Annotated in this window: 28 protein-coding genes; 14 read left to right on the forward strand and 14 right to left on the reverse strand. The window is 64.6% G+C overall.

What is annotated here, in order from left to right; all coding sequences use genetic code 11:
- Window positions 1-10 precede the first annotated feature (10 nt).
- Window positions 11-850, reverse strand: coding sequence for an HDOD domain-containing protein (locus tag KI612_RS08930; protein ID WP_226443617.1), 840 nt, complete (start codon window positions 848-850; stop codon window positions 11-13).
- Complete coding sequence (locus KI612_RS08935; RefSeq protein ID WP_226443619.1) at window positions 850-1,176, reverse strand: hypothetical protein; 327 nt, start codon at window positions 1,174-1,176, stop codon at window positions 850-852. The genes KI612_RS08930 and KI612_RS08935 overlap by 1 nt, the downstream gene beginning before the upstream one ends.
- A 272-nt stretch (window positions 1,177-1,448) precedes the next feature.
- On the opposite strand from KI612_RS08935, the gene trmA reads away from it, so the two are divergent.
- Complete coding sequence (gene trmA, locus KI612_RS08940) at window positions 1,449-2,543, forward strand: tRNA (uridine(54)-C5)-methyltransferase TrmA (protein ID WP_226443621.1); 1,095 nt, start codon at window positions 1,449-1,451, stop codon at window positions 2,541-2,543.
- 6 nt (window positions 2,544-2,549) lie between these two features.
- On the opposite strand, the gene KI612_RS08945 is transcribed toward trmA, so the two are convergent.
- From KI612_RS08945 to KI612_RS08985, 9 genes are all read right to left on the reverse strand, one after another.
- Window positions 2,550-3,326 (reverse strand): hypothetical protein, encoded by a 777-nt coding sequence (locus KI612_RS08945; RefSeq protein WP_226443623.1) that lies wholly within the window; start codon window positions 3,324-3,326, stop codon window positions 2,550-2,552.
- Window positions 3,327-3,388: 62 nt separating this feature from the next.
- The gene (locus KI612_RS08950; RefSeq protein ID WP_226443625.1) at window positions 3,389-3,589 is read right to left on the reverse strand and encodes a hypothetical protein; all 201 of its coding nucleotides are present in this window, start codon (window positions 3,587-3,589) and stop codon (window positions 3,389-3,391) included.
- A 248-nt stretch (window positions 3,590-3,837) separates the two neighbouring features.
- Window positions 3,838-5,067 carry a uracil-xanthine permease family protein gene (locus tag KI612_RS08955; RefSeq protein ID WP_226443627.1) on the reverse strand — a complete coding sequence of 410 codons (1,230 nt, stop codon included), beginning with the start codon at window positions 5,065-5,067 and terminating at the stop codon, window positions 3,838-3,840.
- Window positions 5,064-5,696 carry a uracil phosphoribosyltransferase gene (gene upp / locus KI612_RS08960; RefSeq protein WP_226443629.1) on the reverse strand — a complete coding sequence of 211 codons (633 nt, stop codon included), beginning with the start codon at window positions 5,694-5,696 and terminating at the stop codon, window positions 5,064-5,066. The genes KI612_RS08955 and upp overlap by 4 nt, the downstream gene beginning before the upstream one ends.
- Window positions 5,697-5,801: 105 nt before the next feature.
- Complete coding sequence (locus KI612_RS08965; RefSeq protein ID WP_226443631.1) at window positions 5,802-6,395, reverse strand: dienelactone hydrolase family protein; 594 nt, start codon at window positions 6,393-6,395, stop codon at window positions 5,802-5,804.
- Window positions 6,392-7,471: an AmmeMemoRadiSam system radical SAM enzyme gene (amrS, locus tag KI612_RS08970; RefSeq protein ID WP_226443633.1), complete on the reverse strand. Its 1,080-nt coding sequence runs from the start codon at window positions 7,469-7,471 to the stop codon at window positions 6,392-6,394. Before amrS ends, KI612_RS08965 begins: the two co-directional genes overlap by 4 nt.
- Window positions 7,468-8,043 (reverse strand): AmmeMemoRadiSam system protein A, encoded by a 576-nt coding sequence (amrA, locus tag KI612_RS08975; RefSeq protein ID WP_226443635.1) that lies wholly within the window; start codon window positions 8,041-8,043, stop codon window positions 7,468-7,470. Before amrA ends, amrS begins: the two co-directional genes overlap by 4 nt.
- Window positions 8,036-8,836, reverse strand: coding sequence for an AmmeMemoRadiSam system protein B (gene amrB, locus KI612_RS08980; protein ID WP_226443637.1), 801 nt, complete (start codon window positions 8,834-8,836; stop codon window positions 8,036-8,038). The genes amrA and amrB overlap by 8 nt, the downstream gene beginning before the upstream one ends.
- 10 nt (window positions 8,837-8,846) lie before the next feature.
- Window positions 8,847-10,103: an MgtC/SapB family protein gene (locus KI612_RS08985; protein ID WP_226443639.1), complete on the reverse strand. Its 1,257-nt coding sequence runs from the start codon at window positions 10,101-10,103 to the stop codon at window positions 8,847-8,849.
- 42 nt (window positions 10,104-10,145) lie between these two features.
- Here KI612_RS08985 and ispD point away from each other — a divergent pair, with 42 nt between their 5' ends.
- From ispD to KI612_RS09015, 6 genes are all read left to right on the forward strand, one after another.
- Complete coding sequence (gene ispD / locus KI612_RS08990) at window positions 10,146-10,832, forward strand: 2-C-methyl-D-erythritol 4-phosphate cytidylyltransferase (RefSeq protein WP_226443641.1); 687 nt, start codon at window positions 10,146-10,148, stop codon at window positions 10,830-10,832.
- Window positions 10,829-11,311 carry a 2-C-methyl-D-erythritol 2,4-cyclodiphosphate synthase gene (ispF, locus tag KI612_RS08995; protein WP_226443643.1) on the forward strand — a complete coding sequence of 161 codons (483 nt, stop codon included), beginning with the start codon at window positions 10,829-10,831 and terminating at the stop codon, window positions 11,309-11,311. Before ispD ends, ispF begins: the two co-directional genes overlap by 4 nt.
- A complete protein-coding gene (gene thpR / locus KI612_RS09000) occupies window positions 11,301-11,897 on the forward strand; it encodes an RNA 2',3'-cyclic phosphodiesterase (protein WP_226443645.1) in 597 nt (198 codons plus the stop codon). Before ispF ends, thpR begins: the two co-directional genes overlap by 11 nt.
- 133 nt (window positions 11,898-12,030) lie before the next feature.
- Window positions 12,031-14,964, forward strand: coding sequence for an EAL domain-containing protein (locus KI612_RS09005; RefSeq protein WP_226443647.1), 2,934 nt, complete (start codon window positions 12,031-12,033; stop codon window positions 14,962-14,964).
- A gap of 1 nt (window position 14,965) precedes the next feature.
- The gene (locus tag KI612_RS09010) at window positions 14,966-15,286 is read left to right on the forward strand and encodes a hypothetical protein (RefSeq protein ID WP_226443649.1); all 321 of its coding nucleotides are present in this window, start codon (window positions 14,966-14,968) and stop codon (window positions 15,284-15,286) included.
- The gene (locus KI612_RS09015; protein ID WP_226443651.1) at window positions 15,283-16,125 is read left to right on the forward strand and encodes an HDOD domain-containing protein; all 843 of its coding nucleotides are present in this window, start codon (window positions 15,283-15,285) and stop codon (window positions 16,123-16,125) included. Before KI612_RS09010 ends, KI612_RS09015 begins: the two co-directional genes overlap by 4 nt.
- Here the strand turns inward: KI612_RS09015 and KI612_RS09020 are convergent.
- The gene (locus KI612_RS09020; RefSeq protein ID WP_226443653.1) at window positions 16,115-17,422 is read right to left on the reverse strand and encodes an ATP-binding protein; all 1,308 of its coding nucleotides are present in this window, start codon (window positions 17,420-17,422) and stop codon (window positions 16,115-16,117) included. The two genes, KI612_RS09015 and KI612_RS09020, sit on opposite strands and share 11 nt — an antisense overlap.
- On the reverse strand, window positions 17,419-18,150 hold the full coding sequence (gene ompR / locus KI612_RS09025; RefSeq protein WP_226443664.1) for an osmolarity response regulator transcription factor OmpR: 732 nt from the start codon (window positions 18,148-18,150) through the stop codon (window positions 17,419-17,421). The genes KI612_RS09020 and ompR overlap by 4 nt, the downstream gene beginning before the upstream one ends.
- 160 nt (window positions 18,151-18,310) lie before the next feature.
- Between ompR and KI612_RS09030 the strand changes: the two genes are divergently transcribed.
- The 4 genes from KI612_RS09030 (at window position 18,311) to KI612_RS09045 (ending at window position 20,650) form a co-directional block, all read left to right on the forward strand.
- Window positions 18,311-18,607 carry a hypothetical protein gene (locus tag KI612_RS09030; protein WP_226443666.1) on the forward strand — a complete coding sequence of 99 codons (297 nt, stop codon included), beginning with the start codon at window positions 18,311-18,313 and terminating at the stop codon, window positions 18,605-18,607.
- Window positions 18,608-18,681: 74 nt separating this feature from the next.
- Window positions 18,682-19,371 (forward strand): tRNA (adenosine(37)-N6)-threonylcarbamoyltransferase complex dimerization subunit type 1 TsaB, encoded by a 690-nt coding sequence (gene tsaB / locus KI612_RS09035; RefSeq protein ID WP_226443668.1) that lies wholly within the window; start codon window positions 18,682-18,684, stop codon window positions 19,369-19,371.
- Window positions 19,368-19,829, forward strand: coding sequence for a ribosomal protein S18-alanine N-acetyltransferase (rimI, locus tag KI612_RS09040; protein ID WP_226443670.1), 462 nt, complete (start codon window positions 19,368-19,370; stop codon window positions 19,827-19,829). The genes tsaB and rimI overlap by 4 nt, the downstream gene beginning before the upstream one ends.
- Window positions 19,826-20,650: a uracil-DNA glycosylase gene (locus tag KI612_RS09045; protein ID WP_226443672.1), complete on the forward strand. Its 825-nt coding sequence runs from the start codon at window positions 19,826-19,828 to the stop codon at window positions 20,648-20,650. The genes rimI and KI612_RS09045 overlap by 4 nt, the downstream gene beginning before the upstream one ends.
- Before the next feature lie 49 nt (window positions 20,651-20,699).
- Here KI612_RS09045 and lplT read toward each other — a convergent pair whose 3' ends face one another.
- Window positions 20,700-21,968, reverse strand: coding sequence for a lysophospholipid transporter LplT (lplT, locus tag KI612_RS09050; RefSeq protein WP_226443674.1), 1,269 nt, complete (start codon window positions 21,966-21,968; stop codon window positions 20,700-20,702).
- Between the two features lie 270 nt (window positions 21,969-22,238).
- Here lplT and KI612_RS09055 point away from each other — a divergent pair, with 270 nt between their 5' ends.
- Genes KI612_RS09055 through radA form a run of 3 tightly spaced genes read left to right on the forward strand, consistent with a single transcriptional unit; the run spans window position 22,239 to window position 25,591 of the window.
- On the forward strand, window positions 22,239-23,141 hold the full coding sequence (locus KI612_RS09055; RefSeq protein WP_226443685.1) for a LysR substrate-binding domain-containing protein: 903 nt from the start codon (window positions 22,239-22,241) through the stop codon (window positions 23,139-23,141).
- A complete protein-coding gene (alr, locus tag KI612_RS09060) occupies window positions 23,138-24,232 on the forward strand; it encodes an alanine racemase (protein WP_226443697.1) in 1,095 nt (364 codons plus the stop codon). The genes KI612_RS09055 and alr overlap by 4 nt, the downstream gene beginning before the upstream one ends.
- Window positions 24,233-25,591, forward strand: coding sequence for a DNA repair protein RadA (gene radA, locus KI612_RS09065; RefSeq protein WP_226443699.1), 1,359 nt, complete (start codon window positions 24,233-24,235; stop codon window positions 25,589-25,591). It begins immediately after the preceding gene.
- The last annotated feature ends 25 nt before the right edge of the window (window positions 25,592-25,616 follow it).

Here is a 25,616-nt window from a genome sequence, read left to right on the forward strand (position 1 = left end):
GGCTGCGGCCTCAGCGGAAAACCCGGCAGGCGTACTCGGTGCGCGCTTCGATCTTGCCGAACAGGCTGTTGAGGTCCTGCTCCCAGTCGAAGCCGATGGCATCGCAGGCGGCTTCCGACAGGCGGGCAACCTGGTTGTCCTGGCGGCTGGTCAGGTCGAGTGCGTTGGAAAACACCTCGGCGACGTGGATAAGTGGCACCAGGCGCTCATGCATCGCCTGGCTGGGGTCGTGGTGGCCGGCAACGGCGGCGATCACGCTTTCCGGCAGCCACCACTCGCGGGCAAGAATGGCGCCGATCTGGCAATGATCGAGGCCGAAGTAATGCCGCTCGACGTCGATGACATCCGCGTTGCCGGTGTCGCGGGCGGTGCGCACCATCTGGAATTCGAGCGGGTAGAAGCGGGCCATCCAGAGCTGGCCGATGTCGTGCAGCAGGCCGCCAACCAGGGCGTGGTCGGGCGCGACGTGCGTGAAGCGGCCGAGTTCCTGGGCGGTGATCGCGACCGCGACGCTGTGTTCCCAGAAATAGGCCGACATCTGGCTCTTTTTGGCGAATTCGGCGAGGCTGACCGCGAGCGCGAGTTCGCGCACGCGGGCGAGACCGATCAGCGAGATCGCGGCATGCACATTGCGCAGGCCGCCGGCATTGCGTCCGCCCATGGCGGCCGAATTGGCGATCGAGACAATGCGGGCGGTGAGGACCGGATCGGTTTCGACCAGATGGGCCAGGGCGCCAAGCGTGGCGTTGTCGTCATCCAGCGTCTGGATGATCTCATTCACGATTTTCGGGAAGGCAGGCAGGCTGATGGCCCGGCTGCTGATTTCTGTTTCGCTCAGCTGGATCGGCATCAGCTTCTCCGGAAGTTGAGGACGGCGGCGTGCAGGCGGGCCATCACCGGGTCGGTAAGATCGGCCGCGCGGAAGATGTGGTTGACGCGCATTTTCTCGATGGCCCATTCGGCATCGCGCTCTTCCGGGCTGCGCTCGTCGGGCACCTGAATGCAGACAAATTCGGCGTGGCGCAGTGCCATCTGGTGAATGTTGGTCTCGGTCAGGGCATGGCCGGCGGGCAGCTTGAAGTTGTTGATGCCCTGTTCGGAGAGAACGACCGGGGCGCCGAGGATCATGCCTTCGGCAGCGTCGGTGATCGGCAGGTAACGCAGGCGGGTTTCCATGAAACTTCCTGATAAGAGTTGTTGCTTATAATATTTGGCAAAAACGGCAAATGCAATAAATATTAAGGTGTTATCGAGTTTTCTTAAGCTTGAATGCTCAGATCGTCCAGGCGCCGAAAGGTTTTACCGGTCGACGCGAATTTAGCCTTAATTTTGTCGCAACCGTGATCGCGGGGCGCGCCGAGAGGCGTATATTCCCGTCTCGGCCAATTGCCGCTTTTCCATCATGCATTCCGGCAGCGCGCCGGAATGATCAGAACGTCGCTGACACCATGCCGCTATCCCGTATCGATCCCGCCCAGTATTCGTTGCAGCTTGCCGAAAAGCTCGCCCAGTTCAAGCTCGATTTTGCCCGGTTCGGACTGCCCGAGCCCGAAGTGTTTGCCTCGGCGCCGCTGAACTACCGGATGCGTGCCGAGTTCCGCATCTGGCACGAGGACGACGCGCTCGATTACGCGATGTTCAATGCCGCCAATCCCAAGGTGCCGGTGACCATCGAGGCTTTCCCGATTGCCGATCCGACCATTGCCGCCGCGATGCCGCGCCTGCGCGAACGCCTGCGCGCCAGCGAGACACTGCGTCGCCGGCTGTTCCAGGCCGATTTCCTGGCGACCCTGAGCGGCGAATTGCTGGTCACGCTGATCTACCACCGCCGTCTAGATGAGGCCTGGGAAGCCGCCGCGCGCGAACTGGCTGACGAACTCGGCATCCAGCTGATCGGGCGCAGCCGCGGCCAGAAAATCGTGCTTGGCCGCGACTGGCTGCTTGAGGAATTCGAACTCAACGGCCGCCAGCTGCGTTACAAGCAGATCGAGGGCAGCTTCAGCCAGCCCAATGGCGGCGTCAATCGCCAGATGCTCGGCTGGGCCTGTGCGCAATCGGCGAAGCTGGGCGGCGACCTGCTCGAGCTCTATTGCGGCAACGGCAATTTCACGGTCGCCCTGGCGCCCCTGTTCGGCCGCGTGCTGGCGACCGAGGTCAGCAAGTCGTCGGTGCATGCCGCGCAGTTCAACCTGGAAGGCAATGCGGTTGAGAACGTCGCCATGGTGCGCATGTCCAGTGATGAAATCAGCGCGGCACTGGCCGGGCGCGAAGTCTTTCAGCGCATGAAGGATATCGATCTGGCGCAGTACGAGTTTTCGACCATCTTTGTCGATCCGCCGCGCAGCGGCCTGGATCCGGCGACGCTGGAACTGGCTGCAGGCTTCGACAACATTCTCTACATTTCCTGCAATCCGCAGACCCTGCAGGACAATGTCGCCGCCTTGCAGGCGACGCATGCGATCAGCGCGGCCGCGGTATTCGACCAGTTCCCCTACACCCACCACCTGGAGTGCGGGCTGCTGCTGACGCGCCGCCCGAAATAAGGCTTTTTAGCGCGTCGACCGCTGCAGGCCAATTTCCTGCGCGGTCAGTGGCCCGATCAGCGTTGCGGCAAGGCCGGCCGGAATCTCGGCATGGTTTTCGTCGATGGGGCGGCGGCCGCCCATGATTTCCGTGAGTTGTTGCGGCAGGCGCGGCTGGCGTTCCGGCTCGGCATAGCCCTGCGGATAGATCGGTTGCTGCGTGGCGAGGTCGTACTTGTCGGTGGCGCCGAAGGTGTGCAGCAGTTCGTGCGCGATCACCACGTTGTTCTGCCGGCGCTGCAGGCGGTGCGCAAAGGCGTGGATGATGCCGACCTGGCCCTTGCTCAGGCCGGTTGAGTGCGGCAGGACATTGCCGCGCTCCGGGTCGTGAAAGAGCACGTAGAGCCGGACCTGTGGTTTCGGGCCGGCGATCTTGTCATTCTGCGCCGCCCACCAGCGCAACTTCAGGCTCCACAACATGATGTCCAGCGTACTGCCATGGCTTGGCGGCAGCGGTGGCTTGCTCGCCAGCGCCGGTGCGAGGTTGAGGCTGACCGGTTGCAGCACGCTGCGGCCATGACGGTCGCTTTCGCTTTGCAGCCACTGCGCGATTTCGGCGAATTGTTCGGCATTGAGTTCGCTGACAAAACGCGCCGTGGTCGGCGAGTCATCTGCCGCCACCGGGTAGATGGCGACGTGCACGGTGTGTTCCCAGGCGGTCAGCCGGGCATTGGCACGCCAGGCGCCGAGACCGACGGTGGCCAGCACGAGCAGCAGAAGCAGGATGCGGAATTTTTTGAACATGGGCTTGGCTGGTGCCGACAGCCCGACCGGAATGACCGGAGTGCGGGCGCGGCGGTGAGGCTTCAGGTCGGCTGGTTCAGTTCGTGGAAGCGGACGAAATGCGAGGCCCATTCGAAATAGGTGATCTCGGATATGCGTGTCTGGCGGCGATCCGCCATGCAACGGCGTTCCGGGCCGGTGTAGGCGCTCTGGCCATTGCTGCTGCGCCGGTCGCGACCAGCCCTTTTTTCCTGCTTGCCAGATTGGCTGTGCTGTTCCTGCATTGTGCTGGTATCCCCTGAACCGTTCGTGATCGGTGTTGCCTTTGCGGCTTTTTATGAAAACGCTACCGGAGCGGGAAAATACACCCGCACTGCCCATATGTCACGCAAGTAGTTGTGAAGAATGTTTAAGCGAATGGAATTGTTGCTGTCCGTACGGTCGACCGGTAAAAAAGGGTAAAAATGCTTGCCTTGGGCGTGGGGTTTATCGGGCGGCGAAAAAAAGCCCCGGTTGTCGCCGGGGCTGTGACTCAGTTGCCTTCCGGCTCCTGCGGCAGGAGCAGGTTGAGCAGCACGGCGAGCACGCCGCACAGGCTGATGCCCTGCAGCGAGAAGCTGCCGATCTGCACGGCGAGGCCGCCGATGCCGGTGACCAGCGTCACCGAGACGATGCACAGGTTGCGCGCATTGGCCAGATTGACCCTGGCGTCCATCAGCGTCTTCAGGCCGATGCCGGCGATCGAGCCGAAGAGCAGCACCATGATGCCGCCCATGACCGGCAGCGGGATGGTCTGCAGCAGGGCGCCGAACTTGCCGACGAAGGCCATCAGGATGGCGAAGCCGGCGGCCCAGGTCATCACCACCGGGTTGTAGTTTTTGGTCAGCATCACGGCGCCGGTCACTTCGCCGTAAGTCGTGACCGGCGGGCCGCCGAACAGGCCGACGACATTGACGGCCAGGCCGTCGCCGAGCAGCGTGCGATGCAGGCCGGGATTTTCCGTGTAATCCTTGCCGCTGACCGAGCCGATGGCAAGGATGCCGCCGACGTGCTCGACGATGGGGGCAATCGCGACCGGGATCATGAACAGGATGGCCGCCGGGTTGAATTCCGGGTGGCCGAATTCGGGCAGGGCAAGCCAGGCGGCAGCGCCGACTTTGGCAAAATCGACGATGCCGGCGAACAGCGAAACGACATAGCCGACGGCAACGCCGACCAGGATGGGCACCAGCTTCAACAGGCCGCGCGCCCGGATCGCGGTCAACATCGTTGCGAGCAGCGAAATGCCGGCGATCGCGATCGCCGTGCCGTAGGGCACGACCTGCGCGCTGCCCGCCTTGCCGGTCGCCATGCCGACCGCGACCTGGGCCAGGCCGAGGCCGATCACCATGACCACCGGGCCGATCACGACCGGCGGCAGCAGCTTGTGGATGAAGCCGACACCGCGCCATTTCACCAGGCCGGCCGCGACGTAGTAGAAGAAGCTGGCGCAGGCGAGGGCGCCGAGCGTCGCCGGCATGCCCCAGGTCTGCACCGAGTAGATGACCGGCGCGATGAAGGCAAAGCTGGAACCGAGATAGATCGGCACCTGGCGCTTGGTGCAGGCCTGGAAGATCAACGTGCCGATGCCGGCGCCGAGCAGCGCCAGGCTGGGGTTCAGCCCGGTGAGCAGCGGCACCAGCACGGTGGCGCCGAAGGCGACGAAGAGGATTTGCGCGCCGGCGAGGGCGGTGCGCCAGGTGGGGTCTTGTTGTGGGTTCATGCTTCCTTGGTTCCGAAAATCTTGTCGCCGGCATCACCGAGGCCGGGAATGATGTAGCCGAGTTCGTTGAGGTGGCTGTCGACGGCGGCGGTGTAGCACTGCACCTCGGGATGTGCCGCCTGCAGCGCGGCAATCCCTTCCGGCGCGGCAACCAGGACCAGCGCCTTGACGTGCTGGCAGCCCTTGCGTTTGAGCATGTCGATGGTGGCGATCAGCGAGCCGCCGGTGGCCAGCATCGGATCGATGATCAGCGCCAGGCGCTCGTCGAGCTGGCCGACGAAGCGTTCGAAATAGGGTTCGGGCATCAGCGTTTCGTGATTGCGGGCGATGCCGACGACGCTGACCTTGGCGTTCGGGATCAGGTCGAGCACGCCGTCCAGCATGCCGATGCCGGCGCGCAGGATGGGTACCACGGTAACCTTCTTGCCCTTGATCTGGTCGATCTCGACCGGCCCGGCCCAGCCTTCGATGCTGACCGTTTCCAGCTCGAAATCGGCACAGGCCTCGTAAGTCAGCAGGCGGGCCAGTTCGGCTGCCAGCTCGCGGAATTTCTTGGTACTGATGTCGCCTTCGCGCATCAGGCCGATCTTGTGTTTGACCAGTGGGTGACGGACTTCAATGACCGGCATGGGACTTCCTCGCGGACGAATGGCAATTTGCTAAGCTTATTCGATTCGCGCCTTGTCTCCCATACGGGAAATCACATATCCAGGATGCGGGAAAGCAAGTTGGCGTCAGCGCCCGAGGTAGGCCGACAGCCAGGCGGCAACACGCAGTACCGGGTCTTCGCCGCTGCCGAGGACATGCGTCTCGTGGCTGCAGCCGAGGTGGGCGGCGGCGCGCTGGAAAGCGGTGCGGCCAATGCTGTCGTCGGCATCGAACAGCATCAGCAGCGGTGCGCTGAGCAGTTGCAGGGACTGCAGGCCGGCGCGGTCGGCAATGCCGCCATGGCAGGCGAGCACCTTGATCTGCGTGTCGCGCTGGGCGGCGGCGCGGATCGCCGCCGGTGTCGTGTCGCCACTGGCGAAGACGGCGAGCGGCAGGTCTTCCATATCGCCGTCGTGGCGGATCAGGTCGAGGAAGTCGATCAGGCGCTGCGCGAGGCGCGGCACGTTCTGCGTTGCGTCGCTGAAGTGCGCTTCCTGGGTGGAGAGCAGTTCGACACTCAGGATGGCGTAGCCGCGTGCCGCAAGATTGGCCGTGATGAAGCTGTCGACCGCTGCGTGATGGGCGCGGGCGAGCAGGACCAGGCCGCGCGGGCTGTCGGGGCGGTCGAGCTGGGCATGCAGCGGGCCGTGCGGCGTGTGCAGGGTGATGGTGCGGATCATGAGCTGATGTGAACAGGAATGCGGTGCGGGCCGAAAGCTTTGCCGTCGCGCCCGAGGCTGGCGCCGAAATGGCCGGCGATGCGGGCCTTGCAGTGGGGGCAGTTGCCGTCGGTAGTCAGTTCGTAATGCCGGATGTCATACCAGTCGCGCACGATCAGGGCGGCCTGGCAGCTCGGGCAGAAGGTGGTGCCGCCTGCGCGGTCGTGCACGTTGCCGGTATAGACGTAATTCAGGCCGGCGTCCTGGGCAATGTGGCGGGCGTGGCTCAGGGTTGCCGGCGGCGTGTCCGGCACGTCGGCCATCTTCCAGTCGGGATGGAAGGCGGAAAAGTGCAGCGGCACGTCCGGGCCCAGTTCGCGCGCGATCCAGTGCGCCAGTCTGCCGATTTCGGCCGGGCTGTCGTTGTGGCCGGGGATCAGCAGGGTGGTGATTTCCAGCCAGCAGGCGGTTTCGTGGTGGACGTATGCAAGCAGGTCGAGCACCGGTTGCAGGTGGCCGCCGCACAGCTGGTGATAGAAATCGTCGGTGAAGGCCTTGAGATCGACGTTGGCGGCATCCATCACGGCAAAGAACTCGCGCGCCGGCGCCGGGTGGATGTAGCCGGCAGTCACCGCGACATTGCGGATGCCGCGGGCGCGACAGGCGAGTGCGGTGTCGATGGCGTATTCCGCAAAGATCACCGGGTCGTTGTAGGTGTAGGCCACCGCGTCCGCGCCATGCGCGACGGCAGCTTCGGCAATGGCCTGCGGGCTGGCGCTGGCGAGCAGGCGATCCATGTCCTTCGAACGCGAGATGTCCCAGTTCTGGCAGAACTTGCAGGCCAAGTTGCAGCCGGCGGTGCCGAAGGACAGGATGCTGCTGCCCGGGTAATAGTGGTTGAGCGGCTTTTTCTCGATCGGGTCGATGCAGAAGCCGGACGAGCGGCCATAGGTCGTCAGCTGCATGCCGCCATCCTGCATCTGGCGCACGAAGCAGGCGCCGCGCTGGCCCTCGTGCAACTGGCAGTCGCGCGGGCAGAGGTCGCACTGGATGCGGCCGTCGGGGAGCGCGTGCCACCAGCGGGCGGGATGATTCATGGCGTGTTTTCCTGCCACTTCATCACGGCGTAGCGTTCGAGCCGGACATCGTCGCCCCAGTAAGTGGCGGGCAGGCCGGCCTTCTGTTTGAGATGGGCCATGAAGTCGGCGGGTTCCGGCAGTTGTTCCCAGACCTGCGGCAGGAAAGTCGAGCGGCGGCCGCCGGCGGTGAAGATGATGCCGTCGCGGCCCGGCTGCAACTGGGCGAGCGCATCGGCCTCGCTGGCGAACTGGATAGGCGTGGCCGGCGTCAGCAGCGAGACCTCGACACGGGTGCGGCCGAGTTCGTCGACGCCGAGCGGCTTGAAGCGCGGATCGCGAAAGGCGGCGGCACGGGCGTTTTCCTGGACGTCCTGAAGCAGCGGCCGCCAGGCTTCCAGGCTGCCGATGCAACCGCGCAACTGGCCGCGCTGGCTGAGCGTGACGAAAGTGGCGCCCATTTTGTGCAATTCCGGCAGGTCGACCGTGCCGGGAGGCAGTCCGGGCTGATGCGCGAGCAAGCCGGATTCGACGAAGCGACTGGTGATCGCATGCCGGGCCAGGGTCAGCAGGCTGCTGCCGAGATCAGACATGGCCGGCCTCGCGCAGGGCAAAGGCAGCGTAGCCGACGACGCGGTTGCGATCGCCGGCGGTATCGCCGGAGTTGCACAGGTCGAGCAGCTCGGGCTGCAGGCCGCGCTGACGCGCGGTGAGCAGCAGGCCGTTGAGCGGGAGGGCGCCGCAGGCCTGCTCCGGGCGGATGGCGCTGGTGCAGGCGAGAATCTGCTGGCAGGTTGCGCCATCGCTCAGTTGAGCGGCGGCATAAGGCAGGAAATGCGACAGGTCGGTGCTGATCACGATCAGCGTTTCCGGGCCGCCCCACAGGATGTCGAGCACTTCGGCCACGGCTTCCGGTGCGGCGTTGCCGACCGCGAGCGGCAGCAGCTTGAAGTCGGCCAGCGTGCGCTGCAGGAAGGGCAGGTGTACTTCGAGCGAGTGCTCCTGCGCATGCACGCGTTCGCTGGCCAGTACCTGCGGCAGGTGTTGCAGGTCGGCGACGGCTTCCTGGTCGATTTCGATGTTGCCGAGCGGTGTCGCGAAAAAACCGGATTCGGGCAGTGCCAGGCCGTTGACCGCAACGCGGTGGGTCGGACCGAGCAGCACGACGCGGCGGATCTGCCGGCGCAGCGGCGCCAGCAGCGCATAGGCGCGCGCCGCGCTCGGGCCAGAGTAGATGTAGCCGGCATGCGGTACGATCAGGGCCTTGGGGGGCAGGCCGGACGGCATCCCGGCATCGGCGAGCAAACGGTCAAGCGTGGCGGCCAGCAGCGCCGGGTCGGCGGGGTAGAAGCTGCCGGCGACGGCCGGCGGGCGGATGCTGGACACGGTGGACCTCTCAGATCAGCAACAAACCGCCGGCCATGCCGCAACCGATCGCGAACAGGCCGGGCAGGGCGTAGCGGGCGAGTTTGGCGCCGCCGATGCTGATCACCAGGCCGATCTTGAAGATCAGGTTGGCCATCAGGGCGAGCGTCACGGCGATCACCGCTTCGCCGCTGGAAATTTTTTCCAGGTTGAACATGCGCAGCGTCGACAGCACGCTGGCGTCGGCATCGGTCAGGCCGGATGCGAGTGCGACGATGTAGAGGCCGCTGTTGCCGGCGATGTCCTGCAACCAGGCCGAGGCGAGCAGCACGATGGCGTAGAGCAGGCCGAAGGAAATCGCGGTGCGCAGTTCGGTCGGGTTCTTGACCTCGGGCATCGGCAGTTCGCCGGCGGCGTTGAGGATCTTCCAGCCGTAGAGCGCCATGACGATGCCGGGCACGATGCCGCAGGCAAAAACTGTGGCGATCGGCATTACCAGGTTGGGGGCGACGACGCCGGAAACCAGGCCGAGGCGGATCATCACCATGACGTTGGCGATCAGGATGACGATTGCCGACATGCGTACCAGGTGCGCGTGATCGCGGGCGTGGCGCGAGAACATCATGGTCGTGGCGGTCGACGAGGCCAGACCGCCGAAAATGCCGAGCAGCGCCGCGCCGTGCCGGGCGCCAATGATGCGCAGGGCGAGGTAGCCAGAGAGCGCCAGGCCGGAGATCAGCACCACCATCCACCAAACCTGGCGCGGGTTGATCGCGTCATAGGGACCGAAATCGGCACTCGGCAGGATGGGCAGGATGACCAGCGAGAGTACGGCAAACTGCAGGATGGAATTGATGTCCTTGGGCGTCGTGCGTTCGCTGAACTGACGCAGTTCGGCCTTGAAATAGAGCAGCACGGTGGTGGTGATGGCGAGCATCACGGCCAGCGTCGCGTAACCGAACCAGACCGCAGCGCCTAGACCGTAGGTAACGATGATTGCCGCCTCCGAGGTGAAGCCGCGGTATTGTTCTTCCTGTTGTGTCGAGAAATTGGACGCGATCATCGAACCCGAGATGACGAGCAGGCCGGCGACCAGTAGCCACGGCCCGCCACTTTTCTCGCCGAGCAGCGCGAACAGGCAGCCGAGCATGGCGACCAGGGCAAAGGTGCGCAGGCCGGCCGCCGAGTCCGGGCGGCGTTCGCGTTCGAGGCCGACCAGCAGGCCGATGCCGAGTGCCGTCGCAAAAGCTTCGACCGGAGCGGCAAGTTCGGGAACGACAAAGCTCATGAGGATTCTCTTCTTATGATCGTTATTCAGTAAAATTAAGCCATGCCACGTTATTTCGCAATCGTTCCCGCTGCTGGCAGCGGTTCCCGCTTCGGCGCCGAGAAACCCAAACAGTACCTGAGTCTGCTCGGCCGACCGCTGATTCATCATACGCTGGCGGCGCTGGTCGCCTGCCCGGAAATCGAACGCGTCTGGGTCGTGCTTTCGCCGGACGACGCGGAATGGAGCCGGCACGACTGGTCCGACCTCGGCGCCAAGCTTGAAACCGTGCGCTGCGGCGGGGCGACCCGTGCCGACAGCGTCGGCAACGGCCTGCGCGCCGCAGCGATGGTGGCGACCGACGATGACTGGGTGCTGGTACATGATGCTGCGCGGCCCTGCCTGAGTGCCGACATGCTCGCCGCGCTGTTGCGCGAGCTGGCCGATGATCCGGTTGGCGGCATTCTTGCCGTGCCGGTTGCCGATACCCTGAAACGCGCCGATGCCGAACAGCGCGTCGCCGCCACCGAGCCGCGCGACGGCCTGTGGCAGGCACAGACGCCGCAGATGTTCCGTTACGGTCGACTCGCCGAAGCACTCGAAAATTGCCGCGCCGTGACCGACGAAGCGGGGGCGATCGAGGCGATGGGCCACAAGCCGAAGCTGGTCAAGGGCGATTCGACCAATCTGAAAGTCACATTTCCGGCCGACCTGGCGCTGGCGGCGATGATCCTGAGGGGACGCAAATGAATATCCGGGTCGGGCAGGGTTACGACGTTCATCGACTGGTCGAGGGCCGCAAGCTGATTCTCGGCGGCGTCGAGATTCCGCACGCCACCGGCCTGCTCGGGCATTCAGACGCCGATGCGCTGTTGCACGCGATCACCGATGCGCTGCTCGGTGCCGTGGCGCTCGGCGACATCGGGCGCCACTTTCCCGATACCGATCCGCGCTACAAGGGAGCCGACAGTCGCGTCCTGCTGCGCGGCGCGGTGGCCTTGCTTGCCGAGCGCGGCTGGCGGCCGGTCAATGTCGATGCGACGCTGATTGCGCAGCAGCCCAAGCTCGCGCCGCACGCCGCGGCGATGGTCGCCAATGTCGCGGCCGATCTCGGTATTGCTCTCGATTGCGTCAATATCAAGGGCAAGACCAACGAAAAACTCGGCTATCTCGGCCGTGAAGAGGCGATCGAGGCGCAGGCCGTGGTGCTGGTCGAACGTGCCGGCTGAGTCCGGATCGTCAGCCTCCGAAGCGGGCGCAACGCGCCGCGTTTTCTTCGCCCTGTGGCCGCCAGCCAGCGTCGCCACCAGCCTGGCCGGTGTCGCCGCCGAGTGTGCCGGGCTGTTCGGTGGCCGGGCCACCCGGCAGGAAACCATTCACCTGACCCTGGCTTTCCTCGGCAATGTTTCCGAACAGCGCCTGCCGGAATTGTGCCGGGCTGTTTCCGGCTTCAGCGGCCGGACCTTTGGCCTGCAACTGGATCGCCTCGCGTACTGGCCGCACAAGCGCCTGGCCTGGGCCGGCTGCAGCCAGCGGGTGCCAGCACTGGATGAACTGGTGCTCGCCTTGCGCCAGGCATTGGTGGTGGATGGCTTTGCCTTTGATGCCAGCCATCCCGATTTTGTGCCGCATGTGACCCTGCTGCGCCGCATGCCTGCTGACGCGGTGCCCGTGTTGCCGGATCTGCCGGTGATCGATTGGCAATGTGAGCATTTTGTGCTGGCTGCTTCGCAAGCTACGGAGGCTGGCGCCAGTTACCGGATTCTGGCGGAGTTCCCCTTGCGGCCGCAATCCGCGAATTCCACACCGGCTTGATCGCGGTGTCACCAAATGCATTTCGCATCTACTGACGGCGGCGTCGCCTGTGATGTAGGATGTGGGGCAATGATCCGGCAGTGATTGGCGTGCCGGGTTCCCTTGACAGGATTCGGATAAGAGGAGGTGGCAGGTGGAGGAACTGGCGCAGCCCGATTCGTCGAACCTGTTACGGATACTGATTGTCGATGCCAATGAGCAGGACGGCCAGCATCTGCTCGATGCCCTGCGCGGTGGTGGTTACGATGTCTATGCCCGCCAGATGTGTGATGGCGAGGAAGTCGCCGAAGCCTTGCGGGTCGAGGACTGGGATATCGTGCTGCTCGATTGCGCGGTGCCGGATCTGAGCGCGGCCGAGGCGGTCGACCTGATTCGTCCGCTGGCGGCCGATGTGCCCATCGTGCTGACGATTGCTCCCGGTTGCCGCAATGTGCCGGTCGAACTGCTGGAAAACGGTGCCAGCGATCTGGTTTTCAAGAGCAATCGGTCGCGCCTGCTCGCTGTCGTTGAACGCGAGTGCTCCCGGCTGCGCCTGCTGCGCGAGCAACAGGCTGAGGCAGGCCTGCCGCCGAGAGTTTCGGGGATCGACGAGGGCGAGGCGCGCTTCCTGCAACTGGCCAGCAATACGCCCGAGTGCTACTGGCTGGTCGAGGCTGAAACCCAGCGTGTTACCTATGTCAGCAAGGGATACGAGCAGATCTGGGGGCGTTATGTCGAAGCGCTCTACGCCGATCGTCGCGACTGGCTGAAGCATGTCCATGAAGATGATAGAGCCAGCCTGCTGCGTGCGGCACAGCAGCATCGCCTGGGCGGGCTCGACGAGAAGTTCCGTATCCGGCGGCCGGGCGGCGGCATCCGCTGGTTGCATGCGCGCACTTTCCCGGTACATAACGAGAATGGCCTGATTGTCAGTGTTGGCGGCGTGGCCAGTGACATTACCAGCCTGGTGACCGAGCATGGGCAGTCGCCCTTTTTTGCCCATTTTGATGCGTTGACCGCTCTGCCCAACCAGCTGATGTTCTACGACCAGGCGCGGCGCCTGATTGCACTGGCCAAGCGCAAGGATTTGCCGGTCGGGGTCATGGTGGTCGATATCGATCATTTCCGCGAGGTCAATCAGACTCTCGGCCACATGTCGGGCGACGAGCTGCTGCGCCAGGTGGCGGGGCGACTGTCCGGCCTGCTGCGCGAATCCGACATTCTTGGTCGTCTGGGTGGTGATGTCTTTGCCGTATTGTTGCCGGATGTCGAGGACACTTCGCAGGCCGCCATCGTGGCGCATCGGGTGATCGATGCCTTGCTTCTGCCGGTGCGGGTCGAGGGCCAGGACATCTTCGTCACGGCCAGCCTGGGCCTGGTCTTCCATCCGCAGGATGGCAGCGACGCGCACGAACTGGTGTCGAATGCCGAAATCGCCGTGCGCCATGCCAAGATGAACGGGCGCAACAATTACCAGTTCTACTCGGCCCTGATGCACGACGACGTGCGTGACCGCCTCTTCCTCGAAACCGACCTGCGCAACGCCATCGTGCATGGCGAGTTCATGCTTTATTACCAGGCCAAGGTGAGTTGCGAAAACGGCCGGGTGACCGGCGCCGAGGCGCTGCTGCGCTGGAACCATCCGCGACGTGGCGTGGTGCCGCCCGACCAGTTCATTCCGCTGCTCGAAGAGACCGGACTGATCATCCAGGTCGGGCGCTGGGTCTTGCAGGAAGCCTGCCGTCAGGCGGTGATCTGGCAGCAGAACGGACTGGACATACCGAGCGTGTCGGTCAATCTTTCGGCGCGTCAGTTGCAGTCCGAAACCCTGCTCGCCGATATTGCCGAGACGCTCAAACAGAGCGGTCTGGCGCCGGCTTGCCTCGATCTCGAAATTACCGAGAGCATGCTGATGCAGAATCCGGATGCGGCCGTGCATATGCTGCGGGCGCTCAAGGAAATGGGCGTGACCCTGTCGCTCGATGATTTCGGTACCGGCTATTCCAGCCTGGCTTACCTCAAGCGCTTCCCGCTTGATGCGCTCAAGGTCGATCGTTCCTTCGTCCAGGACATCGCGGCCGATGCCGACGATGCCTCGATCACGCGCGCCGTGATCACCATGGCGCACCATCTCAAGCTCAAGGTGGTCGCGGAGGGCGTCGAAACGGTCGAGCAGTTGGCGCTACTCATCTCGCACCAGTGCGACATCATCCAGGGCTATTACTTCTCGCGTCCGCTCGGCCAGACGGCAATGGGCGAACTGCTCGGCGCCGACAAGCGCTTGCCGGCCAATCTGCTGCGTTCCCGCACGCGCCAGCCGATGGCCTTGCTGGTAGCGGTCGACGCCGCCGAAGAGGCGATTTCCCTGCTGGAGGGGGATGGTCACCGGGTCTGCGTTGTCGCGGATTACGCCAGCGCAACGGTCTGGCTGGCCGGTAACGGGGTCGATGTGCTGGTCTGTGGTCCATCGACCGGCAATTTTGATGCGGCGGCGGTGATTCGGCAGGTGGCGCACGTGCAGCCGCAATGCGAGCGCATCCTGCTTAGCGATGAACGGGCGAAAAGTCGTCGCCAGGTTGCCGAGCTGGGGGCCATTGGTCTGCTGCATCGGGTGATCCCGTTGCCGCTTGCGGCCGGGGTTTTGCGCCAGGCGATCGAGACGGCGCTGGAGCGGCGTCGGGTTGCCGACGATTACGGCCGTCTGGCGCAGGAAGTCGAAGTGGCCGGGCGCGAGTTGCTGCGCATCGAAGAGGAACGCCGGCATTTGCTGCAGGAAAACGAGGCCCTGCGCGAAACCGGTGGTCAGGGCTACATGATTTTGCAGGAACTGCTCTCCCAGTTGCCGTGGCCGGTCATCGGCATTGATAACGATGGCATGCTGGTCCTGGTCAACGAAGCGGCGCATGCCCTTTTCCCCGGGCGCGGTTTGCCGTTGGGGGCGAGTCTGGGCGATGTCCTGCCGGAAATACCGCTGTTTGGCGAAGAGCATTGTGTTGCAATCGCCGGCCGGGAATTTGTTTGCCGTTGGCGCCAGATCAGGCCGAGTGGCTCGGTCAGCGGGCGTTTCCTGCTGCTGGAGGAGAAATAACATGAAAGAGATCGTGTCCCTGCCCTTGGGCGAGGTGACTGTTGGCATGCAGGTGGCCGAAGCGGTGATGGATGCCGGCGGGCATGTGCTGGTGCCGGCGGCTGCCGAAGTGAGCGAAAGCATGTTGCACGGGCTGGCGCGGCGCGAAGTTGCCGAGATCCGCGTCGTACGCGAGGTCGTCGAGGATGCGGCGGCCAGTGAGGCCAGGCGGGCCCGCCTGGCCAGGCAACTCGACCAGTTGTTTCGCAAGGCCGGCGACGGGGCGGAAACGCGTCTGCTCTATCAGGCCATACTCGATTACCGGATGGAGAGTGGCACATGAGCAAACTGACCCGCGAGCAGGTCGCCGCCCGTCTCAAGCAATTGCCTTCGCTGCCGGCGGCAGTGACTGAATTGCTTGCCTCGTTTGATAACGAAGATATCGACGTGACGCGCATCGCCCATCAGATTGCCCACGACCAGGGGCTGACGGCGCGTGTGCTGCGCGTGGCAAACTCCTCGTTCTACGGCTTGCAGAGCCGGGTCGGCACGATCAATGAGGCAGTCGTCGTGCTCGGTTTTCGTGCCGTGCGCAGCATGGTGCTGGCGGTGGGCATGAGCGGTGCCTTCCGCCTCGATCATTGCCCGGGCTTCGATGCCCGGGCCTACCTCCGGCATTGTGCTGCGGTGGGCCTGCTGGCCCGGGGGCTGGCCGGCGGTGTCGGGCAGAATCCGGAACTGGCCTTTACCGGCGGCATTCTGCACGACATCGGTCAACTGGTGCTGGCAGCCAATTTTCCGGTGCAGTATGCCGAGGCCCTGGCCTATCGTCACAAGCACGACTGCTTCCTCGTCGTTGCCGAGCGTGATGTGCTCGGGCTTGATCACACCGAGGTCGGCGGCATGCTGTCCGATGCCTGGCGCTTCCCGCCGGCATTGCATGCGGCGGTTGCCGAGCACCATCAGCCGGCGGCCGCCGAGTGTGGTTCGCTGGCGGATCTGATCCACGTTGCCGATACCCTGGCGCATGGCCTGGGGCTGGCGCATTCGGCCGATGAAATGGTCATGCCGCTCGAGCGTACGGCCTGGTTGCGGCTGGGTCTGGACGGCGGCAAGATTATCGCCGCGCTGGGTGGTATCGAGGCCGAACTGGAAGAAACCTGCCAGGCACTTAACGCCTGAGCGGCAAGGCCAGGCAGGCGAGCAGGCCGCCGCCCGGGTTCGCCAGCAGGTCGAGACGGCCACCGTGCAGGCGGGCGATGCGTTCGACGATGGCCAGCCCGAGGCCGGTGCCACCAGCATTGGTGCGGGCTGTCTCAAGGCGGGCGAAGGGCCGCTTCAGGCGCTCGGTTTCGGTTGCCGGAATGCCCGGGCCGCGATCGCTGATTTCGATGTGAATTTCGTTGTCGACCGTTGCGGCCTTGAGGCGGACATCGCCGCCGCCGTATTTCCAGGCATTGTCGATCAGGTTGGTCAGGGCGCGCCGGATGGCTTTCGGGCGCAGGCTGATTTCCGGTAACGCTCCGATCTCGGCCGGCAGCGCGCGTCCGACACACCCCTGGTGGTCGACGATGCCGGCAAGCAGGGCCGCCAGATCGACCGGCACGGCATCTTCGCCACTTTCGGTGCGTGCGTAGTCCATGAATTGCGAGATCACCGCTTCCATCTGCTCGATGTCGGCGACTACGGCCAGGCGGGCCGATTCGTCGGCAACGCTGAGTTCGGCTTCGAGGCGCAGGCGGGTCAGCGGCGTGCGCAGGTCGTGTGAAATGCCGGCGAGGACTTCCGAGCGGTCCTTTTCATGCCGTTCCAGATCGCTCGCCATGGTGTTGAAGGCGCCGGCCAGGCGACGCAGTTCTTCGGCGCCATCTTCCGGTAGCGGGGGCGGCGTCTGGCCGCGGCCGACCGCTTCGACCGAGCGCGCCATGGCTTTCAGCGGCCGGCTGATGCGCGAGGCGATCAGCCAGGCAACGGCGAGTGCCAGCGCAATGGCGAGCAGGCCCCAGCTCAGCCAGTGCATGGTGAAGTTGCGGGCCGCCCGTTCGCGCGGCAGGACCAGCCAGTATTCCTCGTCGTCGTCATGCTCGTCAAGCCGGAAGCTGATCCAGAAACCAGGCTCGCCATCGACACTGGCAGCGACGCGGGTATGTTCGCCGAGACGGCTGCTCAGCTCGCGTTCGAGCAGCCGGTGAAAACGACTGTCGGGCATGGGTTCGATGCGGTCTTCCGGTTCGGCAGGAAGAAGCCGGATGCCTTCGCGCGAGGCGAATTCGGCAAACAGGCCGAGGCGTTTTTCCGGGGCGGCGGCGAAAAGCGAGGCGCGGATCAGGTTGACCGCCGAGGCGGCCAGCTGCGCACTTTCACGGGCGCGCGGCTCGGCATCAATGTGGCGGAAGAGACTGAGCCAGGCCGCGGTGGTGAGCAGGACGAGCAGGGCGAGCAGCAAAAAGGTGCGCGCCAGCAGCGAGCGGGGCGTCATGCGTCGCGGGCGGCACCGTCAGGGACGAAAACGTAGCCGAAGCCCCAGACCGTCTGCAGGTAGCGCGGCTGCGCCGGATCGGCTTCGATCAGCTTGCGCAGGCGCGATACCTGGACGTCGATGGCGCGATCGAACGGGCCCTGTTCGCGGCCGCGTGCCAGCGACATCAGCTTGTCGCGTGACAGTGGCTGGCGCGGGTGGTGCAGCAGAACCTTGAGCACGGCGAACTCGCCGGTGGTCAGCGGCAGCAGCTCGTCGCCGCGTTTGAGCGTGCGCGCGGCGAGATCGACCTCGATGTTGCCGAACTGGATCATCTCGGCTTCCTCGCCCGGCGCGCCGGGCGGGCGATTGCCCTGGCGGCGCAGCACGGCATGGATGCGGGCGAGCAGTTCGCGCGGATTGAAGGGCTTGGGCAGGTAATCATCGGCGCCCATTTCCAGGCCGACAATGCGGTCCACCTCGTCGCCCTTGGCGGTAAGCATGATGATCGGCGTCAGGTCACCGCTACCGCGCAGGCGCCGGCAGATGGTCAGGCCGTCTTCGCCGGGCAGCATCAGGTCGAGCACGATCAGGTTGAAATGTTCGCGGCTGCGCAGCTTGTCCATCTGCTGGCCATCGCCGGCAGCCTTGACCTCGAAGCCCTGTTCGCCGAGGTAACGGGTCAGCAGGTCGCGCAGGCGGGCGTCGTCATCGACGACCAGGATATGGGTGTGTTGTTGTTCGCTCATGTGGGCAAGGATAATTGCTGACGGTGAATGAAGCGCAATCAATGGTAACAAGGAATTGCGACCGTCCTGCGGGAAACATATTTTTACAACTGGGCGGGCTTGCCCTGCGGGGGCGGATGGACAATGATCATGTCGAAACCGCAAAGCTGCTCCCGCCATCATGAAACGCCGTCTTCTGCTCTCCCTGCTGTTGCTGCTCAGCCTTTCCGGCTCGGTCGGCAGTGCTTGGGCGCAGGCGCGCTGGCGTGACCTGCCGCCGGATGAGCGGCGCCAGATGCGCCAGCAGATGCGCGAGCACTGGCAGCAGGAGCGCGAGATCCGGCGCGACGACGGGCCGCGCCGCTGGAACGAAGTGCCGCCGGAAGACCGGCGGCGCATGCGCGAGGAAATCCGTGAGCAGCGCGGCGGCAACTTCGAACGCGAATCGCGTCCGGAGCGCGGCGGGCGGCGCGACTGATTCCTGGTCGGGGCGGTAATTAAGCTTCCATTCGCTGGTCGCGGCCGGGCATGCCTCCGGTAAAATGTCGCCCCATGCTGATCCTCGCTCTCGAAACCTCAACCGAACTCGGTTCCTGTGCCCTTTGGCGTGACGGCGAACTGAGCGTGCGCATTTGTCCGGCCGGCCGTTCGCATTCCGAAACCCTGTTGCCGCTTGTCCGCGAGCTACTCGCCGAAGCGGCGGTTGCGGTCAGCCAGCTTGACGCGATTGCCTTCGGGGTTGGTCCCGGTGCCTTTACCGGTTTGCGCGTCGCTTGCGGCGCGGCCCAGGGCCTGGCTGTGGCGAACGGGATTCCGCTGTTGCCGCTGACCAGCCTCGAGGCGATGGGCGCCGCGACTGGCGCCGAGCAGGTGCTGGCGCTGCTCGATGCGCGCATGGGTGAAGTCTATGCCGGCGCCTACCGGCGTACCGCTGACGGTTATGCCTTGCAGGGCGAGATTCGTGTTTGCGCACCGGTCGACGTGCAAATTCCGGCCGAAACCGGCTGGCTGGCCTGCGGCAATGCGCCGGCCGCTTATCCATTGCTCGCCCAGCGTCTGGCCGAGGCCGGGCTGTCCGTGCGCAGCGATATCCTGCCCACGGCGGCGGTGCTGGCACAGCTTGCCGTGCCGTGCCTGCTGCGCGGCGAAGGCATCGATGCCGCGCAGGCAGCGCCGCTCTACGTGCGCGACAAGGTCGCCAAGACGGTCGCCGAGCGGCTGAGCGAAGGGGGCAGGGCGTGAGCGAATTCCATCTGGCGGCCGAGTTCTTTCCGATGAACGAGCACGATCTCGATCAGGTGGCTGCACTGGAAGCCTCGCTGCAGCCCTTTCCGTGGTCGCGCGGCAATTTCGCCGATTCGCTGAGCGCCGGCTACAGCGTCTGGGTCTGCCGCCTGGGCGGTGAGCTGATCGGTTTTTCGGTGGTCATGTCGGTGATCGACGAGGCGCACCTGCTCAATATCGGCGTGGCGGCGCGTCATCACGGCCAGGGCTATGGTGCCCGCCTGCTGCGCAATGCCATGCAGGCCGCCCGGCAAGGTGGCGCGACCAAGCTCTTTCTCGAAGTGCGTCCGTCGAACGAGCGGGCGGTCGAGCTCTATCGCCATTTCGGTTTTCGCCAGATCGGTTTGCGCAAGGGCTATTACCCGGCCGCCAGCGGGCGCGAGGATGCGCTGATTTTTGACAAGGAACTGGCATGAGCCTGAGTCGCGAACAGATGCTGGTCGAGATGGGCGTGGCCCCGCTCTGGGTGCTGCGTGACCAGGCCAGACAGCAGCCGGCAAGTGTTGCGCCGGAAGTGCCGGCCGCAGCCGAGCCGGTGCTCGGTGCCGAGTTGCCGGCGCTGGCACCAAAGCCGGCGTCAGTTCAGGCTCCACCAGTGGCGGCAACGGAAGCCCCGCGCCCGCGTCCGGTCATGGTGCCCGGCTCCGCTGTAACGGTCGACGGCCTGGATTGGCCCGAATTGAAAACGCAGGTGGCTGGCTGTCGTGCCTGCGGCCTGTGTGAGCAGCGCCGTCAGGCGGTGTTCGGCGTCGGTGATGAAAATCCGGACTGGCTGTTCATCGGCGAAGGCCCCGGTGCCGACGAGGATGTGCAGGGCGAGCCTTTCGTCGGCCAGGCCGGCAAGTTGCTCGACAACATGCTGGCGGCGCTCGACATCAGTCGCGGCAACAAGGTTTATATCGCCAATGCGGTGAAATGCCGGCCGCCCGGCAACCGGACGCCGGAAGCGGCCGAGATGGCGGCCTGCTGGCCTTATCTGGAGCGGCAGATCGCCTTGCTCAAGCCGAAGATCATCGTCCTGCTCGGCAAGGCGGCGGTGCATGCGGTGCTGCACGACGACAAGTCGCTTGCCTCGATGCGCGGCAAGCCGTTCGAATATGCCGGTATCCCGGTCGTGGTGACCTATCACCCGGCTTATTTGCTGCGCAACCTGCCGGACAAGTCGAAAGCCTGGGAAGACCTGCTCTTCGCCCGGCGTACGCTGCGTGAGCGGATGGCGCCGGAATTGCCCTTCTAGAAGAGGTCGACCGGTCGGGACTGCCCCGGCCGGCCTGCATCAGGCTTGCTCAGCAGTGATGCGTCGTGTCGTCCAGGTGCGCCACGTCGTCCTGTTGCGCCTGATTGATGATGTGGCGCTGACGGATCAGGTACATGATGCCACTGACGAACAGGCCGAACAGCGTGACCACCCAGTAGATCGACATGTCTACCTTGATCATCACGTAGTAGATGCCGGTCATGATCAGGATGGAGAGATTCTCGTTGAAGTTCTGCACGGCGATCGAATGGCCGGCGCCCATCAGGATATGGCCGCGATGCTGCAGCAGCGCGTTCATCGGCACGACGAAGAAGCCGGACAGGCCGCCGATCAGGATCAGCAGCGGCACGGCAAACCACATGCTGGTGACGAAATTCATGACCAGCACGATGAGGCCCATCGCGATGCCGAGCGGAATGACCCGCACCGACTTGCGCAAGGTGATGAACTTGGCGGCGAAGACGGCGCCGGAAGCGACGCCGACCGCAACCACGCCTTGCAGCATCGAGGATTTCGACAGGTCGAGATTAAGGGCGACTTCGGACCACTTGATGACGATGAACTGCAGCGTTGAAGCCGCGCCCCAGAACAGCGTGGTGACTGCCAGCGAGATCTGGCCGAGACGGTCGCGCCAGAGCAGGGCGAGACAGTGGTTGAACTCGTGGATGAGATAGAAGGGGTTGCGCTTGAGCGGCTTGTGATCGACCCCGGTATCCGGCACGTAAAGATTGAACAGCGAGGCCAGGATGTAGAGCACGGCCACGACGGAAAGTGCCATTTCGCCGACCGTATCGACGCCGGTGTCGATCAGCGGGAAGTCGAAGGCCAGCATGCTGGCGGCGATGTCGGGCTTGATCAGCGTGCCGCCGATGACGACGCCAAGAATGATGGCGCCGACAGTCAGGCCCTCGATCCAGCCATTGGCGACGACGAGCAGGCGATGCGGCAGGTATTCGGTGAGGATGCCGTACTTGGCCGGCGAATAGGCGGCAGCGCCAAGACCGACGACGGCGTAGGCAAGCAGCGGGTGGGCGCCGAAGAACATCAGGCTGCAGCCGAAAATCTTGATCGTATTGCTGATGAACATGACCCGCCACTTCGGCATCGAATCGGCAAAGGCGCCGACGAAAGCCGCGAGCAGGACGTAGGACACCGTGAAAAAGGTTTTCAGCAGCGGTTCGTACTCAGCCGGCGCCTGCATCTCGCGCAGAGCGGCGATGGCGGCGATGAGCAGGGCGTTGTCGGCCAGCGCGGAAAAGAACTGCGCGGCCATGATGATGTAGAAGCCAAACGGCACTTGGTATCTTCTCTTGTCTCTTATATAACTTTGGTCGAGGGTTATACCACGCTCAGCGTCGCGCGCAAGGCTTGCGCGGCCCTTGGAGTTGTGCATGTTCGGGCCTGGTCGTTGCCGTGTGTCGAAAAGACTACATTAAGACTTTGCCGTTAAAGCGGCGTGACAGCGGCGCGTCAATGGGGGGAAAATGCCTGATTTTTCGGGTTGACCGGTGGCCGGCTCCCGGAATGTGATTGAATATCGGCCGCGTATCTTCCAGGGAGAATAATCATGGCTGACCGGCGTCTGCAGGTGTTTCATGCCGTAGCCAAGCATCTCAGCTTCACCCGCGCGGCCGACGCCCTGTTCATGACGCAGCCCGCCGTTACCTTCCAGATCAAGCAACTGGAAGAGCAATACAGTACCCGCCTGTTCGAACGCCGCCACGGCGGCATCTCGCTGACTCCGGCCGGCGAACTGGTGCTTGGCTACGCCGAGCGCATCCTCGCGCTCTCCGACGAGATGGAAACCCGTCTCTCGGAAATGACCGGCGAAATGCGCGGCCCGCTGCTGGTCGGCGCCTCGACGACGATTGCCGAGTTCATGCTGCCGCGCGTGCTCGGCGAATTCAACGCGCTCTACCCGCAGGTGCGGGCCCGCCTGATCGTCGCCAACTCGGAAAGCATCGAAAGCCGGGTGGCCGAACACACGCTTGACGTCGGCCTCATCGAAACGCCCGCCAAGCTTTCCGGCCTGGCCTGCCAGATCTGTTGCGAAGACGAGTTGCTGGTGATCTGCGCGCCCGATTATCCGCTGGCCAATCTGGCTTCGGTGACGGCCAAAGGGCTCGTCGATTACGAATACATCTCGCGCGAACCCGGTTCCGGGACGCGCGAAGTCATCGACAGCTACTTCCGTCAGCACGCGGTGCCGGTCGATGCCCTCAAGACGCAAATGGAGCTGGGCAGCCCGGAAGCGCTGAAGGGCGTGGTGTCCACCGGGCTTGGCTTTGCCATCGTGTCGCGCGCCGTGGTCGCCAAGGAAACCCGGCTCGGCGCGCTGGCCGCGATCCCGCTCAGTCCGCCCCTCAAGCGCAGCCTTTACCTGGTGCATCCGCAGGACCGTTTCCGCTCGCGTCTGGCGGCCACCTTCATCGACTTTGCCAAGAGCAAGTTGCGAGAACTCGCTTCATGAAAACCTCCCGTCCCATCCGCGCCCGCATTTCGCCGGCCGCCATCCTGCACAACTATCGCCAGGCCAAACGCCGGGCGCCGGGCGCCAAGGCCTGGGCGGTGATCAAGGCCAACGCCTACGGGCATGGCCAGTGGCGTGCCGTCGAAGCGCTGCGCGGCGAGGCCGACGGCTTCGCCATGCTGGAAACGGAAAATGCCGTGGCGCTGCGCGAAGCCGGTATTACGCAACCGATCGTGCTGCTCGAAGGCATCTTTTCCGCCCGCGATGCGCGCGCCGTCGTCGAACACGGCCTGACCACGGTCATTCATTGCCCGGAGCAGCTTGAATTGCTGCTTGCCACGGCGCCGGCCGACGCGCCGCTGTCGATCTGCCTCAAGCTCAATACCGGCATGAACCGGCTTGGCTTTACTGAACGTACGCTGCCGGCAGCGCGGGCCAGACTGGCAAGCCTGGCCCGCACCGACGTCATGCTGATGACGCATTTCGCCGAAGCCGACGGCGAGCGCGGCGTCGACTGGCAACTTGCTCGTTTCAACGAACTGGCCGGCGATTGGTCGGGCAAGCGCTGCCTGGCCAATTCGGCGGCCATCCTGCGCCACCCGCAGACGCACGCCGACTGGGTGCGGCCGGGCATCATGCTCTACGGCAGCAGCCCGTTTGCCGAAACCACTGCCGCCGAGCTCGACTTGCAGCCGGCGATGACGCTGAGCAGCGCCTTGATCGGCGTCCAGGACATCGCCGCCGGCGAGCGCGTCGGCTACGGTGGCACCTTTACGGCGCCACGGGCGATGCGCATCGGCGTCGTCGCCTGCGGCTATGCCGACGGTTATCCGCGGCATGCAAGCAGCGGCACGCCGATCATGGTCATGGGCAAGCGGACGACGACGGTCGGTCGGGTGTCGATGGACATGCTGGCCTGCGATATCACCGACATCCCGGAAGCCGGCATCGGCGCGCCGGTGACGCTGTGGGGCCGCGGCATCGCCGGCGAGGTCACGGCCGACGAAGTGGCCGCTGCCGCCGGCACCATTTCCTACGAACTGTTTTGTGCCCTGGCGGCACGTGTACCGCTGGAAATCGGGGATATCTGAGTGGCCAAGGTCAAATCGATTTACAGCTGTACCGAATGCGGTGCGAGCAGCCCGAAGTGGCAGGGCCAATGCCCGGGCTGTGGCGAGTGGAATACCCTGGTCGAGTCGGTGGCCGAGAAGGCGAGCGGGCATCGTTTCGAGTCGCTGGCGCCGACCGCGAAGTTGCAGAACCTGTCGGAAATCGAGGCGCGCGAGACCGAGCGCATCCCGACCGGGATCGGTGAATTCGACCGCGCCCTCGGCGGTGGCCTGGTGCCGGGCGGTGTCGTGCTGATCGGCGGCGATCCCGGCATCGGCAAGAGCACTTTGCTGTTGCAGGCCTTGTCGCTGCTGTCGTTGGGCCAGAAGGTGCTCTATATCAGCGGCGAGGAGTCCGGCGAACAGGTCGCCCTGCGCGCCCGCCGGCTCGGCCTCGATACCCGGCAGTTGCAGTTGATGGCCGAAATCAACCTCGAGCGCATCGTCGCGACCTTGCAGGTTGAGCAGCCGCGCGTCGCGGTCATCGACTCGATCCAGACCCTGTGGTCGGATCAACTGTCGAGTGCGCCGGGCTCGGTGGCGCAGGTGCGCGAATGCGCGGCACAGTTGACGCGGCTCGCCAAACAGGCCGGCATCACCATCATCCTGGTCGGTCACGTGACCAAGGATGGCGCGCTGGCCGGGCCGCGCGTGCTCGAACACATTGTCGATACCGTGCTCTATTTCGAAGGCGACACGCATTCCAGCTTCCGCCTGGTGCGTGCCGTCAAGAACCGCTTCGGTGCGGTCAACGAACTCGGCGTCTTCGCGATGACCGAGACCGGGCTGAAGGGCGTCAGCAATCCGTCGGCGCTCTTCCTGTCGCAGCACGGCCAGGATGTCGCCGGCTCCTGCGTGATGGTGACGCAGGAAGGGACGCGACCGTTGCTGGTCGAAATCCAGGCGCTGGTCGATACCTCGCATGGCAATCCCCGTCGCCTGACGGTTGGTCTCGAAGCGCAGCGTCTGGCGATGCTGCTCGCTGTGCTGCATCGCCATGCCGGTATCGTCTGTTTCGATCAGGATGTCTTCGTCAATGCGGTGGGCGGCGTCAAGATTACCGAGCCGGCGGCCGACTTGGCGGTATTGATGTCGATTACTTCTTCATTGAAAAACAAGCCGTTGCCATCGAAACTTATAGTATTTGGTGAGGTTGGTCTGGCCGGTGAAATCCGGCCGGCGCCGCGCGGCCAGGAGCGCCTGAAGGAGGCTGCCAAGCTCGGCTTTACGCGGGCGCTGATTCCCGAAGCCAATCGGCCGAAGCAGGCGATTGCCGGCATGGAGGTGATTGCCGTCAAACGGGTCGAGGAGGCGGTGGCGCGGATTCGCGAGCTGGACTAAGCTGCGCGCTACCTCCTGACCGGCA

Source organism: Quatrionicoccus australiensis (assembly GCF_020510525.1).
GTDB lineage: Bacteria > Pseudomonadota > Gammaproteobacteria > Burkholderiales > Rhodocyclaceae > Azonexus > Azonexus australiensis_B.